This is a genomic window from Bifidobacterium pseudocatenulatum DSM 20438 = JCM 1200 = LMG 10505 (assembly GCF_001025215.1).
Taxonomy (GTDB): Bacteria; Actinomycetota; Actinomycetes; order Actinomycetales; family Bifidobacteriaceae; genus Bifidobacterium; species Bifidobacterium pseudocatenulatum.
The window spans coordinates 713,956-732,635 of sequence record NZ_AP012330.1 but is presented as its reverse complement, the minus strand read 5'-3'; the positions used below and the strand labels follow the sequence as shown (position 1 = coordinate 732,635).

Annotated in this window: 14 protein-coding genes, 1 tRNA gene and 1 pseudogene; 4 read left to right on the top strand and 12 right to left on the bottom strand. The window is 57.0% G+C overall.

Annotation, left to right across the window (positions count from 1 at the left end):
- Positions 1–21 precede the first annotated feature (21 nt).
- The 11 genes and pseudogenes from gmk to BBPC_RS02965 all read right to left on the bottom strand — a co-directional run bounded on the left by gmk (position 22) and on the right by BBPC_RS02965 (position 13,676).
- Positions 22–609, bottom strand: a complete 588-nt coding sequence (gene gmk / locus BBPC_RS03015; protein ID WP_004219511.1) for a guanylate kinase — start codon at positions 607–609, stop codon at positions 22–24.
- A 72-nt stretch (positions 610–681) separates the two neighbouring features.
- Positions 682–1,623, bottom strand: a complete 942-nt coding sequence (gene pyrF, locus BBPC_RS03010) for an orotidine-5'-phosphate decarboxylase (protein WP_022244927.1) — start codon at positions 1,621–1,623, stop codon at positions 682–684.
- Between the two features lie 2 nt (positions 1,624–1,625).
- Positions 1,626–5,006, bottom strand: a complete 3,381-nt coding sequence (gene carB / locus BBPC_RS03005) for a carbamoyl-phosphate synthase large subunit (protein WP_004219514.1) — start codon at positions 5,004–5,006, stop codon at positions 1,626–1,628.
- The gene (gene carA / locus BBPC_RS03000; RefSeq protein ID WP_033524285.1) at positions 4,999–6,189 is read right to left on the bottom strand and encodes a glutamine-hydrolyzing carbamoyl-phosphate synthase small subunit; all 1,191 of its coding nucleotides are present in this window, start codon (positions 6,187–6,189) and stop codon (positions 4,999–5,001) included. The genes carB and carA overlap by 8 nt, the downstream gene beginning before the upstream one ends.
- A gap of 117 nt (positions 6,190–6,306) precedes the next feature.
- Positions 6,307–6,747 (bottom strand): annotated as a pseudogene (gene nusB, locus BBPC_RS02995) (transcription antitermination factor NusB); the annotation flags it as partial.
- Between the two features lie 22 nt (positions 6,748–6,769).
- On the bottom strand, positions 6,770–7,333 hold the full coding sequence (gene efp / locus BBPC_RS02990) for an elongation factor P (RefSeq protein WP_003836469.1): 564 nt from the start codon (positions 7,331–7,333) through the stop codon (positions 6,770–6,772).
- Between the two features lie 181 nt (positions 7,334–7,514).
- Positions 7,515–8,714 (bottom strand): elongation factor Tu, encoded by a 1,200-nt coding sequence (tuf, locus tag BBPC_RS02985; protein WP_003836467.1) that lies wholly within the window; start codon positions 8,712–8,714, stop codon positions 7,515–7,517.
- A gap of 169 nt (positions 8,715–8,883) precedes the next feature.
- Complete coding sequence (fusA, locus tag BBPC_RS02980) at positions 8,884–11,013, bottom strand: elongation factor G (RefSeq protein ID WP_004219516.1); 2,130 nt, start codon at positions 11,011–11,013, stop codon at positions 8,884–8,886.
- Positions 11,014–11,043: 30 nt separating this feature from the next.
- Positions 11,044–11,514: a 30S ribosomal protein S7 gene (gene rpsG / locus BBPC_RS02975; RefSeq protein WP_003836460.1), complete on the bottom strand. Its 471-nt coding sequence runs from the start codon at positions 11,512–11,514 to the stop codon at positions 11,044–11,046.
- 5 nt (positions 11,515–11,519) lie between these two features.
- Positions 11,520–11,891, bottom strand: coding sequence for a 30S ribosomal protein S12 (rpsL, locus tag BBPC_RS02970; RefSeq protein ID WP_003808601.1), 372 nt, complete (start codon positions 11,889–11,891; stop codon positions 11,520–11,522).
- A gap of 744 nt (positions 11,892–12,635) precedes the next feature.
- The gene (locus tag BBPC_RS02965) at positions 12,636–13,676 is read right to left on the bottom strand and encodes a bile acid:sodium symporter family protein (RefSeq protein WP_033524271.1); all 1,041 of its coding nucleotides are present in this window, start codon (positions 13,674–13,676) and stop codon (positions 12,636–12,638) included.
- A 277-nt stretch (positions 13,677–13,953) separates the two neighbouring features.
- Between BBPC_RS02965 and BBPC_RS02960 the strand changes: the two genes are divergently transcribed.
- Both BBPC_RS02960 and BBPC_RS02955 read left to right on the top strand, forming a co-directional pair.
- A tRNA-His gene (locus BBPC_RS02960) sits at positions 13,954–14,026 on the top strand.
- 111 nt (positions 14,027–14,137) lie between these two features.
- Entirely contained in the window at positions 14,138–15,163 is a 1,026-nt protein-coding gene (locus BBPC_RS02955; RefSeq protein ID WP_004219520.1) for a threonine aldolase family protein, read from the top strand.
- 132 nt (positions 15,164–15,295) lie between these two features.
- Here the strand turns inward: BBPC_RS02955 and BBPC_RS02950 are convergent, their stop codons facing one another.
- On the bottom strand, positions 15,296–16,486 hold the full coding sequence (locus BBPC_RS02950) for a glycosyltransferase (RefSeq protein ID WP_004219521.1): 1,191 nt from the start codon (positions 16,484–16,486) through the stop codon (positions 15,296–15,298).
- A 26-nt stretch (positions 16,487–16,512) separates the two neighbouring features.
- Here BBPC_RS02950 and purT point away from each other — a divergent pair, with 26 nt between their 5' ends.
- Positions 16,513–17,766: a formate-dependent phosphoribosylglycinamide formyltransferase gene (gene purT, locus BBPC_RS02945; protein WP_033524284.1), complete on the top strand. Its 1,254-nt coding sequence runs from the start codon at positions 16,513–16,515 to the stop codon at positions 17,764–17,766.
- A gap of 136 nt (positions 17,767–17,902) precedes the next feature.
- Complete coding sequence (gene purC / locus BBPC_RS02940) at positions 17,903–18,655, top strand: phosphoribosylaminoimidazolesuccinocarboxamide synthase (RefSeq protein WP_004219527.1); 753 nt, start codon at positions 17,903–17,905, stop codon at positions 18,653–18,655.
- The last annotated feature ends 25 nt before the right edge of the window (positions 18,656–18,680 follow it).

The window sequence follows — 18,680 nt, the reverse complement described above, 5'->3', positions numbered from 1 at the left end:
CAATCCTTGTAATTATTATGATTACAAATCGAATTCCGTTGCGATAAGGTTCCACAGTTCATCTGCTGCCTCATCCACAACATTATTGACGATGACTTTGTCGAATTCCGATTCCGCGGCAAGCTCGATTTTTGCGGTTTCCAATCGTTTCGCCTGCTGTTCCGGAGTTTCAGTGCCGCGCCCGATCAAGCGTCGTTCCAGTTCTTCAAATGACGGCGGCGCGATGAACACGGTCATTACCTCGATACCCAACTCCCCCGCACGCTGCTTGACACTGCGAGCACCTTGAATATCGATTTCCAGAATGACTGGAATATTTCGCTCAAGATGTTCCACGACAGGTTTCACGGGAGTGCCGTAATGTGCGAGACCAAACACGTCGGCGGTTTCCAAGAACTCACCGGCAGCTTCCTTGTCGAGAAACTCCTGTTCGGGCATGAAGAAATAGTTCACGCCATCCACTTCACCTGGACGAGGCTGTCGTGTGGTTGCGGATACCGACAGCCAGATTTCCGGATGCTGCTCGCGCACGCGCCCGAGAACAGTGCCTTTGCCTACACCTGCCGGTCCGCAAAGGACGATCAAACGGCCATGCTGGGAGTCGGTCATTGCTTCCTCACTCTGTATTAGTTGCTGAAGATATTTACAAGAAGGAATTATTGTTGACAAATCGATGATGATTTACTCGTCTTCTTCATCATCCAAAATCTCATCATCGACTTCGTTCTGGGCCTCGATGAGCGCTTGACGAATATCGAGCGCCACGGATTCCGTAGCCGCGGCCAAACTGGAAATATCCGGACCATGCGTGGCGATGAAGCGAGACACGGTGACGAGCACATTGCCCTTGGTGCCTTTGAACACCGTCTTGAGGTCGCGGGTTTCAGCACCCTGCCATCCGTAGCCCGGAGACAGAATAGGACCAGTGAACTTGGCTGGATCGACACCGGAATCATTGATCCACTGACCGATGGTGGCACCGATGATCAAGCCTACGGAACCCATACCGTCATTGCCCTTATTGAACTTCTGAGCCGTGCTGGCAATGCCGTACGCCACTGTTCTGCCCTTGTACTCGCCTGCCTGACGAATGGCGGTCTGCAGGCTGGCGCCCTCTTGGTTCGAGGTCAGCGATGCAATGAATACACCTCGACCGTTGTTCAGGGCATCGTTAATGACACCGCCCAACGAGCGTGCGCCATAATATGGCAGCAAAGTGATGGCGTCGGCAAGCAACGGAGACCTCGGCTTGAAATAGACATCGGCGAATGCGGACACCGTAGTCGGCAAGCCTCCATGCAGGCAGTCAACGATGGTGATGATACCCATTTGACGGGCTGCGTACAGTACCCGCTCGAGCGCTGCGATACCTTTCGAACCGTAGCGCTCGAACATGGAGAACTGGAATTTGACAGCTGCCGCTCGCCCATTGGCTGCCTGCAGCATACGCATGGAGTATAGTTCGGCACCCAATGCGTCTACGTTGTAGCCCCAGTCAGTAAGAAGCTGCCTGTGTGGATCGATTCCCACGCATAGCGGACCATATTGGGCCATGGAATTGCTCAGTCGCAGACCGAAGTCCGAACGCTGGGCACTCATTTCTTCACTGCTGAGGCTGCTCATCATTACTCACGGCTTTCCAACTCGAATAGCTGCTGGGAATGATCCTGAATGCTCATGATCTGATAATCATTATTACGCACGGCCTCGATGGCCATCAATACGGCGGAGAATTCCGTCATGGTGGTGAACTGAGGCAAATCCGCGGCAATAGCGGCCGAACGGATGGCGTAACCGTCGGAACGGGAGCCACGAGAATTCGGCGTGTTGAGAATCAGATCAATGGCACCCTCTTCGATCAGCTGAACGACGTTCTTGCCGACGCTGCCCTCCGCATGGTAGGTGGTGATCGGATCGTCCGGATTGGAATCCATACGCACGCTGATCTTGTCGACGATCTTGGACTCGATGCCGTAACGACGAAGCACGGATGCGGTGCCTTCGGTGGCCCAGATGTTGAATCCAAGCTCCACCAGTCGCGCAGCGAACAACGGCAGCTGACGCTTGTCGGTATCGTTCACGGAAATGAACACGTTGCCGCTGGTCGGCAGACCGCCATCGTAGGCGGCCAGCTGGCTCTTGGCGAACGCATGCGGGAAGTCACGGTCGAAGCCCATGACTTCGCCGGTGGAACGCATTTCCGGTCCGAGCAGCACGTCTACGGTCTTGCCGAGCGGCGTACGGAAGCGCTTGAACGGAAGCACGGATTCCTTGACGGCAACCTGCTGGCCGCGGCGAATGTCACCACCGTCTCCATGAGGCAGCAGCAAGCCGTTATCGCGCTGCTGCTGGATGGTTTCGCCGGCCATAATGCGGGCCGCGGCCTTGGCCAGTGCCACACCGGTCGCCTTGGATGCGAACGGCACGGTACGGGAGGCACGCGGGTTCGCCTCGATAACGTACAGGGTGTTGGCCATGAAGGCGTACTGCACGTTGATCAGGCCTTGCACGCCACAGCCCTTGGCGATGGCATAGGTGCCTTCGCGCAGACGGCGGATCTGGTCATCGGAAAGGGTGCTCGGAGGCAGAGTGCATGCGGCGTCACCGGAATGAACGCCAGCTTCCTCAACATGTTCCATAATGCCGCCGATATACAGCTCTTCGCCATCGAACAAGGCGTCGACGTCGATTTCCACGGCATCCTGCAGGAACTTGTCGATCAGCAACGGAGAAGGCAGACGGCCAGAAACCACGGTATCGGCCTGAGCTTCCTTCAATGCGCGATCCACATACTTGCACAGCTGGGCGTCATCGTACACGATTTCCATGCCGCGACCGCCAAGCACGTAGCTCGGGCGCACCAGCACCGGATAACCGATGTTATGAGCCGCCTCACGGGCTTCGTCAAGGCTCAGAGCGGTGCCATAGCGAGGCGCGTTCATCTCGGCCTTCTTCAGCACTTCGCCGAAGAGCTCACGGTTTTCAGCCAGATCGATGGATTCAGGCGTGGTACCGAGAATCGGAACACCGGCAGCCTTCAGACGAGCCGCCAGAGACAGCGGGGTCTGGCCACCGAGCTGAACGATAACGCCCTTGACCGGACCCATCTTCTTTTCGGCCTCGTAGATTTCGAGTACGTCTTCGAAGGTAAGCGGCTCGAAGTACAAACGATCGGACATGTCGTAATCGGTGGACACGGTTTCCGGGTTGCAGTTGACCATGATGGTGTCATAGTCCTTGCCCAGCTCCTGCACGGCATGTACGCAGGTGTAGTCGAACTCGATGCCCTGGCCGATACGGTTCGGACCGGAGCCGAGAATGATCACGGCTTCACGCTCACGCGGACGCAGTTCACTTTCGTCCGCATAGCAGGAGTAATAGTACGGCGTGACCGCGTCGAATTCGGCAGCGCAGGTATCGACCGTCTTGAAAACCGGACGAAGATCATACGACCAACGCAGTTCGCGGATCGTGTTTTCGCCTTCGTCGCCCAAGTGGCGCAGGTGTGCGATCTGAAGGTCGGAAAGACCTGCCAGCTTCGCCTTCTTTAGCAGCTTGCGGCTCAGCTTGCTCGCTTCCTTGATTTCAAGGGCGGTCTCGTTGATGAGTACAAACTGGCGGATGAACCACGGGTCGATCTTGGTGGCATCGAAGATCTGCTGTTCGGTGGCGCCTCCCCACAGGGCGCGCTGGATCTGCAGATAACGATGCTCGGTCGGCACCTTGATGGCTTCCAACAGCTGCTCGACTTCCTGTACGTCAGGCTTGTCGCCGTCCCAGTTGAAGCCCATATGACGCTTGTCGATGGAACGCATGGCCTTGCCGAGGGATTCCTGGAAGTTGCCTGCCAGAGCCATGGCCTCGCCCACGGACTTCATGGAAGTGGTCAGCGTCGGATCGGCACCCGGGAACTTTTCGAAGGCGAAACGCGGGACCTTGGTGACCACGTAGTCGATGGTCGGCTCGAAGCTGGCCGGAGTGGACTGCGTGATATCGTTCTGGATTTCGTCGAGCGTGTAGCCAAGAGCCAGCTTGGTGGCGATCTTCGCAATCGGGAAGCCGGTCGCCTTGGATGCCAGAGCGGAGGAACGGGACACACGCGGGTTCATTTCGATGACGATGATGCGTCCGGTGTTCGGGTTGATGGCGAACTGGATGTTGCAGCCGCCGGTATCGACGCCCACGCCACGAATGATGGCGATGCCGATGTCACGAAGCTTCTGATACTCGCGATCGGTCAGAGTGAACACAGGCGCCACGGTAATGGAATCGCCGGTGTGCACGCCGACAGGATCCACGTTCTCAATCGGGCAGACGACCACGACATTGTCTTTCTTGTCGCGCATCAGCTCGAGTTCGTATTCCTTCCAGCCTTCGATGCCTTCTTCGATCAGCACCTCGTCGGTCGGAGAATAATGGATGCCTGCGCCTGCGATGCGGTGCAGTTCCTCTTCGTCGTGCGCGATGCCGGAACCAAGGCCACCCATGGTGAAGCTTGGGCGCACGACCAGCGGATAACCGAACTTTTCGGCGATCTTGTCGACTTCTTCAATGGAGTGTGCGATGTCGGAACGTGCGGATTCTGCACCAGCTTCCTCAACGACCTTTTTGAAGAGCTCACGATCCTCGCCGCGATCGATGGCTTCCAGAGAAGCACCGATCAGCTCGACGTTGTACTTCTTGAGCACACCGGCCTCACCCAACGCCATGGCCGCGTTCAGCGCGGTCTGGCCACCCAAGGTCGGCAGCAGCGCGTCAGGACGTTCCTTGGCGATGATCTGCTCGAGAATCGGCGTGGAAATCGGCTCGATGTAGGTGGCATCCGCCATTTCCGGATCGGTCATGATGGTGGCCGGGTTGGAGTTGACGAGAATGACTCGGATGCCTTCCTCACGCAACACGCGGCAGGCCTGAGTGCCCGAGTAATCGAATTCTGCGGCCTGGCCGATCACAATCGGACCGGAGCCGATGACCATCACGGACTTGATGTCTGTGCGCTTAGGCATTGTGGGTTCCCTCCTTGGCGGAACGCATGAGATCCACGAAACGATCGAACAGGTATGCGGCATCGTGCGGGCCGGCTGCGGCCTCCGGATGGTATTGCACGGAGAATGCCGGAATATCAACGCACTGCAGGCCTTCAACCACGTTGTCATTCAGATCGATGTGGCTGACGAACACCTTGCCGTACTTGCCGTTTTCAAACGGCGCGTCAACGGTTTCGCCGATCGGCGCGTCAACAGCAAAGCCGTGGTTGTGCGCGGTGATTTCGATTTTGCCGGTGGTCATGTCTTTGACCGGCTGATTGATGCCGCGGTGACCGAACTTCAGCTTATATGTGCCGAAGCCGAGCGCACGGCCGAGCAGCTGGTTACCGAAGCAGATGCCGAAGAACGGATGACCTGCGTCAAGTACCTGGCGAAGCAGGTTCACTTCAGGATCAGCCTGTTCCGGATCTCCCGGACCGTTGGAGAAGAAGACACCGTCAGGATTGAGGGCTTCAAGCTCATCGAACGTGATGGTGGATGGCACCACATGTACACGGCAGCCACGCTCGGCCATACGATGCGGAGTCATGGCCTTGATGCCGAGATCGACCGCGGCGACGGTGAACAGCGGTTCCTTGCCTTCGAATTCACCACACGGCTCGATGGTATAGGCTTCTTTGGTGCTGACTTCGTCGTAGAGGCTCATCCCCTTCATCTGCGGAGTGGACTTGACCTCGTCAAGCATGGACTCGATGGTACGCAGCTTGCCATTGGCGTCAAGCAGAGCATCACCGGAGAAAATACCTGCACGCATCACGCCTGCGGAACGCAGGTGGCGTACAAGCTTGCGAGTGTCGATTCGGCTGATGCCAACGATGTGATTGGATTCCAAATCGTCATCGAGGCTGCCGGTGGCACGCCAATTGCTCACATTCGGGCTGGGATCGCGCACAACATAACCGGCAACCCAGATTCGTGAGGATTCTGGATCCTCCCCATTGATTCCCGTGTCCCCAATGTGTGGGAACGTCTGCACCACGATCTGACGATCGTAGCTGGGGTCCGTAAGCGTTTCCTGATATCCGGTCATACCGGTTGCGAAAACGATCTCCCCGCTGGTCGTGCCGATCGCGCCGTAAGGTTCACCCACATACACCTGCCCGTCTTCGAGAACGAGAACGGCATCTTGAGGGTCAAACATCACGGCTTCGGAATCATACTGGTTCACCAAAACCCCCTTATAGTCAAGGTATTCGTACCAAGGATAGCGGCCGGTTAGGACTCGCGACCCGGCCGAATCGCTTAACTTTCAGCTTTATTCAGCTGAAGGTTCGGTCGGTTGCTCATCCACTTGAGCGGCATCCGCATCAGCGCTTACCGCGCTGAGCAGACCGTGGATGAATGCCGGTGATTCGTCATCACACAACGTCTTGGCAAGGCCAAGCGCCTCGTCGATGGCCACCATATTGGGAACATCATCATTGAACATGATCTCCCATGCGGCGATACGCAGAATATTGCGATCGACAACGCCCATACGCTTGACCTTCCAACCGGTGGAATGCTCGTCAAGCGTGGAATCGATGGCTGCGATATGTTCCGCAACGCCACGAACGATTTCGATGGCGTATTCAGGCAGCGGAGTCTGGGCGCCGGGCTGCTCAATGCGCTCAGCAAGAAGGGACAGGATGTCCTGTCCCTTCTCATCCGCTTCATACAACGTATTCAGAGCCCTCTTACGAGCGGTGGAACGTGCCATGAAACTTCTTTCGTCCTTACTCTCAGTTCTCGCGGCCGAGGTAGGAGCCGTCGGTGGTGTTCACCTTGACCTTCTCACCTTCGCCGATGAACAGCGGAACCTGAATCTCGGCACCGGTCTCAACGGTGGCCGGCTTGGTACCGGCGTTGGAACGGTTGCCCTGCAGACCCGGTTCGGTATGGGTAACGGTCAGGATCACGGAAGCCGGCAGTTCGACGGACAGCGGGGTGCCGTCGTGGAAGGACACGACGCAGTCGGTTCCTTCCAGCAGGAACTTGGCCTGATCGCCGACGAGAGTCTTCGGAATGTAGATCTGATCGTAGGTGGTCATATCCATGAACACGAAGTTGTCGCCGTCCTCGTAGGAGTACTGGAGGTTGCGGTTGTCGACGGTTTCGAATTCCATCTTCATGCCGGCATTGAAGGTCTTGTCAACGATCTTGCCCGAGAGGACGTTCTTGATGGTGGTGCGCACGAAAGCGGGGCCCTTGCCCGGCTTGACGTGCTGGAACTTGATGACGGCCCACAGCTGGCCATCGAGGTTCAGGACGGAACCGTTCTTGATGTCATTGGTAGTCTGTGCCAAATTAACTCACCTATTTCTTCGTCTAACAGGGAAAGCTTAAAAGAGCCTTGCTCATTATGCCACGGTGTGCATACTTTGTCGGTAAGCCTTCCATATATAGGAAAACCTCCCTCGGCGAACATGCCTCGGGAGGTTTTCCTAAAAAACGCTAGTTCAAGCGTGCCTTGATATCAAGCAGAAACTACTCGATGATCTTGGTGACACGGCCCGAGCCGACGGTGTGGCCGCCTTCGCGCACTGCGAAGGTCAGGCCCTCCTCCATAGCGATCGGCTGGATCAGCTCAACGCCGAAGGTAGCGTGATCGCCCGGCTGCACCATCTCAACGCCTTCCGGCAGGGTGATAACGCCGGTGACGTCGGTGGTACGGAAGTAGAACTGCGGACGGTAGTTGGAGAAGAACGGCGAGTGACGGCCGCCTTCGTCCTTGGTCAGCACGTAGACTTCGCCCTCGAACTTGGTGTGCGGGGTCACGGAGCCCGGAGCAGCCAGAACCTGGCCACGCTCGACCTGGTCACGGTTGATGCCGCGGAGCAGCAGACCGGTGTTGTCGCCAGCCTCGCACTCATCCATCTGCTTGTGGAAGGTCTCGATGGAGGTGACGGTGGTGGTCTGGGTCGGACGGATACCAACGATCTCGACGTTGGAGTTGACCGGGAGCTTACCACGCTCGACACGGCCGGTAACCACGGTGCCACGGCCGGAGATGGTGAAGACATCTTCGATCGGCATCAGGAACGGCTTGTCCAGATCGTGAGTCGGGGTCGGGATGTACTCGTCGACAGCCTTCATGAGTTCCTTGACGGACTCAACCCACTTCTCGTGATCCGGAGCGTCGTCGTGCAGCGCGCCGTAAGCGGAGGTGTGGATGACCGGGCAATCGCGATCGAAGCCGTTTTCGTCGAGGAGGTCACGGACCTCTTCCTCAACAAGCTCGATGAGCTCTTCGTCGTCGACCATATCGCACTTGTTCAGAGCGACGAGGATACGCGGCACGCCCACCTGACGAGCGAGCAGCACGTGCTCGCGGGTCTGAGCCATCGGGCCGTCGGTGGCGGCCACAACGAGGATAGCGCCATCCATCTGGGCAGCGCCAGTGATCATGTTCTTCACGAAGTCGGCGTGGCCCGGGCAGTCGACGTGAGCGTAGTGACGCTCAGCGGTCTGGTACTCGATGTGGGCGATGTTGATGGTGATACCACGCTGCTGCTCTTCCGGAGCGGCGTCGATCTGGTTGAAGTCGTAAGCCGGGTTGATGTCCGGGTACTCTTCGTGCAGGACCTTGGAGATGGCTGCGGTCAGGGTAGTCTTACCGTGATCGACGTGGCCGATGGTACCAATGTTAACGTGCGGCTTAGTACGCTCGTACTTTTCCTTTGCCATGTGTTTTGTCCTCCTGGACGTCTCGTAGTAAGCCTTGAACTCACTTCAAGGCACTCGCTACATTTTACTGGGTTTGACGGGTTTGTGCCACTTTGGAGCCCGAACCCAGTCAGCGCTACAAAATACTAGCGCTGACTGGAGACAGTTTCCACTTAAGCGGCAGCGCGTGTCACTCGCCGCGCTGGGCCTTGATGATCTCCTCGGAGACGTTCTTCGGAACCTCAGCGTAGGAGTCCATCTGCATGGTGAACATTGCGCGGCCCTGGGTCTTGGAGCGAAGGTCGCCGATGTAGCCGAACATTTCGGACAGCGGAACCTTGGCGTCGATGACCTTGACACCGGTGGAGTCGGTCATGGACTGGATGGAACCACGACGGGCGTTGATATCGCCCATCACGTCGCCCATGTACTCTTCCGGAGTACGCACTTCCACGGCCATGATCGGCTCGAGGATGACCGGCTTGGCCTTCGGAGCAGCTTCCTTGAAGCACATGGAACCTGCGATCTTGAAGGCCATTTCGGAGGAATCGACGTCGTGGACCTGGCCGTCAGTGACGGTAGCCTTGACGCCAACCACCGGGAAGCCGGCGAGCACGCCGGATTCCATGGCTTCCTGCACACCAGCATCGATGGAAGGAATGAATTCCTTGGTGATGTGGCCACCGGTGACCTCGTTGACGAACTCGTAGGTCTCGCCCTCTTCGGTGTTGAGCGGCTCGAAGTTCATCAAGACCTTTGCGAACTGGCCGGAACCACCGGTCTGCTTCTTGTGCGTGTATTCCTGGTTCATGACGGCCTTGCGGATCGTCTCACGGTATGCAACCTGCGGGTTACCCACGTTGCACTCCACCTTGAATTCACGACGCATACGGTCGACGATGATGTCGAGCTGCAGCTCGCCCATGCCGGAGATCAGGGTCTGGCCGGACTCTTCGTCGGTCTTCACCTGGAAGGTCGGATCTTCGTCGGACAGCTTCGCCAGAGCGATGCTCATCTTCTCCTGATCGGCCTTGGTCTTCGGCTCCACGGCCACCTCGATCACCGGATCCGGGAAGGTCATGGATTCGAGGGAGATAGGCGCCTTTTCGTCGCACAGGGTGTCACCGGTGGTGATGTTCTTCAGGCCCACGAAGGTGTAGATGTTGCCGGCTTCGGCGGCATCGACCGGGTTCTCCTTGTCGGCGTGCATCTGGAAGATCTTGCCGACGCGTTCCTTCTTGCCCTTGGTGGAGTCAAGCACGGTGTCGCCCGGGGTGACGGCGCCGGAGTAGACGCGCACGAACACGAGCTTGCCATAGAACGGGTGGGTAGAGATCTTGAAGACCAGGGCAGAGAACGGATCATCGGTGGTCGGCTTGCGATCGATCTCGATGGATTCGTCCTTAGGATCGAAACCGACGATGGACGGAACGTCCTCCGGGCTCGGCAGGTAGTCGACGACGGCGTCCAGCATCGGCTGAACACCCTTGTCCTTGAAGGCGGAGCCGCAGAGCACCGGGTAGGCTTCACGGTTAATGGTGAGCTTACGGATGCCGCTACGGATCTCGTCCTCAGTCAGTTCGCCGGACTCGAGATACTTCTCAAGCAGCTCTTCGTCGGATTCTGCGACCTGGTCGAGCAACTCTGCACGATACTGCTCGGCCTTGTCCTGCAGATCGGCCGGGATGTCGGTAGTGTCGTAGTGAGCGCCCATGTCGCCGGAAACGTCGTTCCAGACGTAAGCCTTCATACGAATCAGATCGACAACGCCAGCGAAGTCGTTCTCAGCGCCGATCGGCAGCTGTACGACAAGCGGGGTCGCGCCCAGCTTGGTTTTGATGGTGTCGACGGAGTAGTAGAAGTCAGCGCCGAGCTTATCCATCTTGTTGATGAAGCAGATACGCGGAACGCCGTACTTGTCAGCCTGACGCCACACGGTCTCGGACTGCGGCTCCACACCTTCCTTGCCGTCGAACACGGCAACGGCACCATCGAGCACGCGCAGGGAGCGCTCCACCTCGGCCGTGAAGTCCACGTGGCCTGGGGTATCGATGATGTTGATCTGGAACTTCTGCTTCTCGTCATGGGTCTGACGGTTCCAGAAGCAAGTGGTTGCAGCGGACTGGATGGTGATGCCGCGTTCCTGCTCCTGAGCCATGAAATCCATCGTCGAGGCACCGTCATGGGTCTCGCCGATCTTGTAGTTCTTGCCGGTGTAGTACAGGATACGTTCGGTGGTAGTGGTCTTACCGGCATCGATGTGAGCCATGATGCCGATGTTACGGATCTGGTTGAGATCATTGAGCACGTCTAGTGCCATGAGTGTTCCTTAACTCTCGTTCTCGACTAATTACCAGCGGTAATGAGCGAAGGCCTTGTTGGCCTCTGCCATCTTATGAGTATCCTCGCGACGCTTGACAGAAGCACCAAGGCCATTGGAGGCATCGAGGATTTCGTTGGCCAGACGCTCAGCCATGGTCTTCTCACGACGGGCGCGGGAGAAGTCGGTCAGCCAGCGCAGGGACAGAGTGTTCGCACGAGCCGGCTTCACTTCGACCGGAACCTGGTAGGTAGCGCCACCGACGCGGCGGGAGCGAACCTCGAGGGATGGACGGATGTTGTCAAGAGCGCGCTTAAGCACTGCCACCGGCTCCTGATCAGTCTTTTCCTTGACCATATCGAGAGCGGAGTAGACGATGTCTTCGGCGATCGACTTCTTGCCGTCGAGCAGAATCTTGTTGATGAGCTGTGCCACAACAGTGGAACCGTAAATCGGATCCGGCAGCAGCTGATGCTTCTTGGAAGGTCCTTTACGTGACATATCTCTTACTTCGCCTTCTTTGCTCCGTACAGGGAACGACCCTGCTTGCGATCCTTCACACCCTGGGTATCGAGGGCGCCACGAACGATGTGGTAACGAACACCCGGCAGATCCTTGACACGGCCGCCGCGCACGAGCACAATGGAGTGCTCCTGCAGGTTGTGGCCTTCGCCCGGGATGTAAGCGGTGACTTCCACACCGGAGCTCAGGCGCACACGAGCGACCTTACGCAGTGCCGAGTTCGGCTTCTTCGGGGTGGTGGTGTAAACACGGGTGCACACGCCGCGGCGCAGCGGGCTTCCCTTCAGTGCCAAAGTCTTGGACTTCTTCGGCTTTGCCTGACGTCCCTTACGGACGAGCTGTTCAATAGTAGGCAACTTGAATTCTCCGATTCAGTGGTTTCTCTTGCTTTTGTGTGACCGCCGCACTGCACCCACACTCCACGCATCTGAATCGTGAAGATAGCCACAGTCCACCGGCCCGATGGCCCATCCCTCTCTCACCGTCGCATTGCTGCGCGTGATGCAATCGAGTTCCGGGATATCCCAACCCGCACGCCTGTCACATAAGGCATGCCGTTGGCACACACGAATTATCAGTATACGGATTCCCAAGACATTCCAACATGCCGTGTCGCAAATCGCAAAAGGAATGGCCCCGGATCCTTTCGAATCCGGGGCCATCCACTCGGGAAGGAGGTTCCCACTTCTTTGCTACGCGCTACCTTACGCGCACTCTTCAGTCTCGTTGTCTGTTTTGCATTTGCGGCCCGGCGCCTGCGCCGTACTACCCCATTGCCGCTGTTTCGAATCGCTATTGTTCAGTTATATCTTAAAGGCGTTGCGCATGAACCTCACGGCCATCGGCGCTTCGTTGCGACCTGACGAATTCTCGACTGATCCACAACTCCGGCCTTCAGTTACAGTATACCCCAAAACGAACAAAAAACACGGGTGAAGACACCCTTAAATCCCAATAATTTCAATCATTTTGCCTACATCAGCGCAAAGCAACAAAACATCACAATGACACGTTTGCACCACTCAAAACAAAACATTCCCTGAATCGTTTTGAAAGATTCAGGGAATGCGCAATATGACGACGGAATCTACTGACGAATGTCAGCTGTTAGCTGTTTCGGCAGCGTCTTCGCGGGCCTTCGCAGCCGAGCCCTTCTCGCCATTGTCGGAATCAGGATGGATCTGATGCCTGTCATCATGCTCACGCCACCAGCTGGACAGCACGGAACCGGAAATGTTGTGCCAAACGCTGAAGAACGTGGACGGCACCGCGGCCAACGGATTGGAAGCGAACGACGTCAGCGCCAAAGTCGCTCCCAAAGCGGAATCCTGCATGCCGACCTCGAAGGTGATGGCTTTCTGCTGTGCATAACGGAAGCCCTTCGGATATACCTTGTACATAAGTTTGGAGAAACCGAAGCCCAACGCGTATCCGCACAGGTTGTGCAGAATGACCACCGGGATGGCAAGCAGCGAGGAAGCCACGAACAGCTTCGGACCGTTGGCTGCGACGACCACGCCGATGATAAGCAGGATGGCCACCTGGGACACGATCGGCAGAGCGACCGTAATCTTCTCGATCTTCTCGCCGAAAATAGCATGGCAGATCACGCCAAGAGCGATCGGGAACAGCACCACCTTGACCGCATTGAGGAACAGGGATTCCACCGGGACCGACACATACTGGGAAGCCAGCCACTGCATCAACAGCGGAATCATGAACGGCGCGCACAACGTGGACAAAATGCCGATGGACACGTCCAGCGCCACATCGCCACGACTCAGATAGCTCATCACGTTGGACGAGGTTCCGGACGGGCAGCAGCCGACCAGAATCACACCGACGGCGAGCGCACCATCAAGACGGAAAATCCAGCACAGCAGCACAGCTACCAACGGCATGATGACGAAGTGGGCCACGGTACCGACGATGACCATCAGAGGCTGGGTGAGAATGCGCCTGAAATCGTCAAGGGTCAAGGTAAGACCCATGCCGAACAGCACGATACCTAGGAAATAACCGGTATAGGATTTGCCCCACAAGCTTGCCTGCGGCACGAAATAGTTGAACACGGCCCACACAATCACAATCGCGGTGAACCACTTGGTGAGCCAATCACCAAACGCTTTGACCTTCTGCATGAATCTCTCTTCCTTCACATTTCACAGCTTTTCGGCCGATGATCCGCATACGCCGTAAACACTCCGAGACGGCCCACACCGCCATTACAGCACACCCTTACGCATGCAGCGACTACAAGGTACGCGTGAGTTTCGGATTTGTGTAATATGCCGTTCACATAATGAACAATCCACAGCGCAAGCCGACGACAGGCACGCGCAACACGCCGATGTAGACATAGCTGGAAAATCGTGTATAGTTTTCATCTGTTGCGCTTCTGCATGAAGCGAAAACATGGTGGCTATAGCTCAGTTGGTAGAGCATCTGATTGTGGTTCAGAAGGTCGCGCGTTCGAGCCGCGTTAGCCACCCCGGTAGAGACCTCGGAAGAAATTCCGAGGTCTTTTGCTATCCGGACGGCTTGAATACAGCAAACAGCCGGTCGCAAGTCATCAGCATAGGTCAGATACAAGGAGCGCATCATGCTGTCTTTTGAAAACGACTATTCCTGCACGGCAACACCGGAAATCATCGAACGCATCAGCGAAATCGCACAAAACCAATATCCGGGTTACGGCAACGACAGCATCTGCGAAAGCGCGAAAGCCAAAATCCGCGAAGCATGCGCCTGCCCTGACGCACAGATTTTCTTCCTGGTAGGTGGCACGCAGACCAACCAGACCATCATCGACTCCATCACACCGCAGTATGCCGGCGTAATCGCGGCAAGCACAGGCCATGTGAACGTGCATGAGGCGGGCGCCATCGAATTCACCGGACACAAGGTGCTGACGCTCCCCCACCATGACGGCAAAATCGATGCGACCGAACTCGACGAGTACTGCGCCACGTTCTACGCGGACGGCAACTACACGCACATGGTGTTCCCCGGATGCGTCTACATTTCGCAGGCCACCGAATACGGCACGCTCTACACGCTCGCCGAACTTGAGGCGATCCGCAAGGTCTGCACGAAGTACGACATGCCGTTGTTCATCGACGGCGCACGACTTGGCTACGCGCTGACCGCAACCGGCAACGACGTGACGCTTGAAGACATCGCGCGTATCGCGGACGTATTCTATATCGGCGGCACCAAGGTCGGAGCCATGTTCGGTGAGGCCGTGGTGTTCACGCACGGCAATATGCCGAAAAACTTCGTGACGCTCGTCAAGCAACATGGCGCGCTGCTCGCCAAGGGATGGCTGCTGGGCGTGCAGTTCGACACGCTGTTCACCGACGATCTGTATTGCAGGATCGCCCGCCACGCCAACGATGCGGCCGACCGTATTCGCGAAGTGCTGGTGGAACGTGGCTATACGCTCACCTTCGACGCGCCGACCAATCAGATCTTCATCACGCTCGACAACGCGACATCCGAGCGTTTGCAGCGCAATGTGCGCCTCGGCTTCATGGAAAAGGCCGACGACACGCACACGGTGATGCGCATCTGCACCAGCTGGGCCACCACCGATGAGCAGGTGGAGCAGCTGATCGCATTGCTGTAGCGCGCATCGTCGCTGTCAATCGGAAAAATAATCATTACGACAAACAACAAAAAGGCGCAGGAATTACATCCCGCGCCTTTTTGCTTACGTTACGATCATTTATCACGCATGTGGTTCCATTTATGCTGATTGTTACGCATTGATTTGCTTATTGGCATTATCGGCGATCGCCTCGCGTTCCATAGCCACGAATTTACGCACGGAAGCAGCCACCGAATAATGCTCTTTAGTGTGTTCGGCATAGATTTCGCCCCATTTCGACAGTTCATCGGGGTGATCGACCCACCAATCGATGCGCCTTGCCAACGCTTCCACATCGTCGACAGGGAATAGCGATTCGTCACGTAACGCGAACTGGCCTGCGGCGCTCAACGGAGACGATGCGATGACCGGCACCAAACCGGCGGCCATACCTTCAATGACGCTCACCGATTCGAGATCGGCAATCGAAGGATGCACCAGCAAATCGCCGGAACGCAGCAACGCGGGCATTTCGGTGTTCTTATGAAATCCGATCGATGCCGGTCGGGAAAGCAAACGTGCGGCGAGTCGCTGCAATTTCTTTTTCAAAGGACCGGTGCCGGCAATCGTCAGTTCAATATCTTGCGCATGCCTGCAACGGGCGATCGCATGAATTAATGCGACATGATTCTTTTCGTTCGTCAATCGTCCGGAAGCGACAATGTGGAACGGAACCGGAGCAGACTTCCCCGCATCGCGCTGCGTTTTCGCAGTGAATCGTGATTCATATCCGTTGGAAATCACATGCAGTTTCGATTTGTACCCGTGAGAACGCAGCAAACTTGCGCCAAGCTCGGTCGGCACATGCACATGGTCGATTTTGCGGTACAGCCACAAATTGAACAGCCAGTAGATGAACTTGTCGATGCCCGGAATATATTTCAGCGGACCTGCCGAATACGTGATGTTCTCCGGCTGCACATGATAGCCCGCAGTAACCGCGATTCCCATCTGTTTGGCGACTTTGCACGCATGCTGGCCAAAACGGAACGGCGTGTAGATGTGCACCACGTCCACGCCTCGGAACGCGGTTCTGAACAGCGTGTCGCTCGGTTCGGCGAACTGCATCTGCTGCTTTTTCGCCACCCAACTGACCAGAGGCACATGGTTGACTCGTGCCGGGTATTCAGGCGCACCAATGCCCACAAGCCTGACCGTATGGCCTTGCCGCTTCAATTCCTCCGCCCACTGCAACGCCGAATTCGACGTGCCGTTACCTCGGTTTCCCGACGTGTCGACCACCATGGCGATGGTCAGGGGTCGCTGTGTTTCTTCCTGTTCCGTCTCAGACATGCACTCCATCCTACGCCGATGGCACAATGGAAGGCATGACTGAAGAGAATCGTGCCTTGGGCACTCCGCTTGGTAAGCATCCGACTCGTGTTCTGTTTCTTGGCTCCGGCGAGCTGGGCAAGGAAGTCGCTCTCGAACTGATGAGGCTTGGCGCATGGGTATGCGCGGCCGATTCCTATGAGGGCGCTCCGGCACAACAGGTGGCGCACGAATACCGTGTGCTCGACATGGCCAATGCCGAACAGTTGCGCGTATTGTTTGACGAAATTCAGCCGGACATCATTGTTCCGGAAGTCGAAGCGATCGCCACCAGCGAATTGGCTGCCGCGGCCGAGCGTGGCGCACAGGTGGTGCCAAGTGCCGAAATCGCATCCATTTGCATGGATCGCGAACGTTTGCGCGTACTTGCGCATGAGGAATTGGGATTGCCGACCACGCCGTACCGCTTCGCAGGCTCGCTGGAAGAGCTTCGCGCTGGGGCAAAAACGGTTGGCTACCCGTGCGTGGTCAAGCCGATTATGAGTTCTTCCGGTCACGGCCAGTCCGTGGTGCGTTCCGCCGATGCGATTGATGCGGCTTGGGTTGAGGCACAGGAAGGTCGTCGCGCGCACGACGAGGGAGACGTTTCCCGAGTGATTGTAGAAGCGTTGGCTCCGCTTGATTACGAGCTGACGGTGTTGACCGTCAGCTCCAGCGCCGGCATCGTGACCTGCGCTCCGATCGGACAGCGTCAGGAAAGCGGCGACTATCGCGAATCCTGGCAACCGGCCTCCTTCACACAGGATGTGCTTGCGCAGGCGCAACGCATAGCGTGCACCGCAGTGGAAGGTCTGGTGGCGAAGGCCAAGGCTTCCGACGAGAAGGGTTGGGGTGTGTTCGGCGTGGAATTGTTCGTGCTGACCGACGGTTCCGTGTTGTTCAATGAAGTCTCCCCACGTCCGCATGACACTGGCATGGTCACGATGGCGTCGCAACGGTTAAGCGAATTCGCGTTGCATGCGCGTGCGATTCTCGGTTTGCCGATTACGCAGGAACATGTCGCCTTGTCGATCCCGGACGGTGCCGTCGCGGCAAGCCATGCGATCGTCATTCAGGGCGATGGTGAAGCCGAATTCCGCAACGTCGCCAACGCTTTGTCTCAGCCGGGCACCGATCTGCGTATTTTCGCGAAGCCGGAAGTGCACGGCCATCGTCGTATGGCGGTCGCGCTGGCCATCGGAACAGATGAGGCCGACGCGCGTGCTAAAGCCGAGAATGTGGCCGAATCGCTCGAAATCGACATCGCCTGACGCACTATTGCCGGATACTGACGGAAGACTGCCGGAACGCGCCCAAAAACCATTCGATTGTAGCCTCCCGTTGGTATCTTGTTAACCGTCAAGTTCACCAAACTATCTACCTCCCAAACACCAGGAAAGGCGAGTAATGGAGAAGTTGGAAAAGCTCTACGAGGGCAAAGCCAAGCAACTGTACGCAACTGACGATCCGGAGGTGCTCTGGGTCGAATACAAGAACTCCGCTACCGCAGGTGACGGCGAGAAGAAGGAAGACTTCGCCGGCAAGGGCAGGCTGAACAACCTCATCACCACGCTGATCTTCGATCTGCTCAAGAAGCGTGGTATCGACAGCCATCTGGTAGCCCGCGTGGGCGAAACCTCCCAGCTGGTCAAGAAGGTCACCATGTTCCCGCTCGAGATCGTGCTGCGTAACACCGCCGCCGGCCACTTCTGCTCTCGCTTGGGCGTGGAAGAGGGCATCGAGCTCAAGGAGCCGGTGCTGGAGTACTTCCTGAAGAACGATGATCTGCACGATCCGTTCGTGAACGACGACGATCTGGTTGCGTTGGGCGTCTGCACCCGTGAGGATCTGGCTGAGATCGCACCTCTCGCACGCCGCATCAACGAAGCCCTGATCGAGATCTTCGCCAAGATCGGCATCAAGCTTGTTGATTTCAAAATCGAAATGGGTCGCACTTCCGATGGCACGCTGCTGCTGGCCGATGAGATTACGCCTGATTCCTGCCGTCTGTGGGATCAGCGTGACGGCTCCGGCAAGGTCGAGCATCTCGACAAGGATCTGTTCCGCCGCGATCTGGGCGACATCATTCCGGCTTACGAAGAGGTCGAAAGCCGCTTGGCTGAACTCGCCAAGTCCGAAGGCATTGAAGTAGCCGAATAATACTTGCGATAGCCCGCATCTGCAG

What these genes read in the sequence shown, in the direction of transcription:
- tuf (WP_003836467.1), bottom strand. Translation starts at nt 8,714, where the DNA reads ATGGCAAAGGAAAAGTACGAGCGTACTAAGCCGCACGTTAACATTGGT.
- purT (WP_033524284.1), top strand. Translation starts at nt 16,513, where the DNA reads ATGACTGAAGAGAATCGTGCCTTGGGCACTCCGCTTGGTAAGCATCCG.
- rpsG (WP_003836460.1), bottom strand. Translation starts at nt 11,514, where the DNA reads ATGTCACGTAAAGGACCTTCCAAGAAGCATCAGCTGCTGCCGGATCCG.
- gmk (WP_004219511.1), bottom strand. Translation starts at nt 609, where the DNA reads ATGACCGACTCCCAGCATGGCCGTTTGATCGTCCTTTGCGGACCGGCA.
- BBPC_RS02950 (WP_004219521.1), bottom strand. Translation starts at nt 16,486, where the DNA reads ATGGAGTGCATGTCTGAGACGGAACAGGAAGAAACACAGCGACCCCTG.
- carA (WP_033524285.1), bottom strand. Translation starts at nt 6,189, where the DNA reads ATGTTTGACCCTCAAGATGCCGTTCTCGTTCTCGAAGACGGGCAGGTG.
- pyrF (WP_022244927.1), bottom strand. Translation starts at nt 1,623, where the DNA reads ATGAGCAGCCTCAGCAGTGAAGAAATGAGTGCCCAGCGTTCGGACTTC.
- fusA (WP_004219516.1), bottom strand. Translation starts at nt 11,013, where the DNA reads ATGGCACTAGACGTGCTCAATGATCTCAACCAGATCCGTAACATCGGC.
- carB (WP_004219514.1), bottom strand. Translation starts at nt 5,006, where the DNA reads ATGCCTAAGCGCACAGACATCAAGTCCGTGATGGTCATCGGCTCCGGT.
- purC (WP_004219527.1), top strand. Translation starts at nt 17,903, where the DNA reads ATGGAGAAGTTGGAAAAGCTCTACGAGGGCAAAGCCAAGCAACTGTAC.
- BBPC_RS02955 (WP_004219520.1), top strand. Translation starts at nt 14,138, where the DNA reads ATGCTGTCTTTTGAAAACGACTATTCCTGCACGGCAACACCGGAAATC.
- BBPC_RS02965 (WP_033524271.1), bottom strand. Translation starts at nt 13,676, where the DNA reads ATGCAGAAGGTCAAAGCGTTTGGTGATTGGCTCACCAAGTGGTTCACC.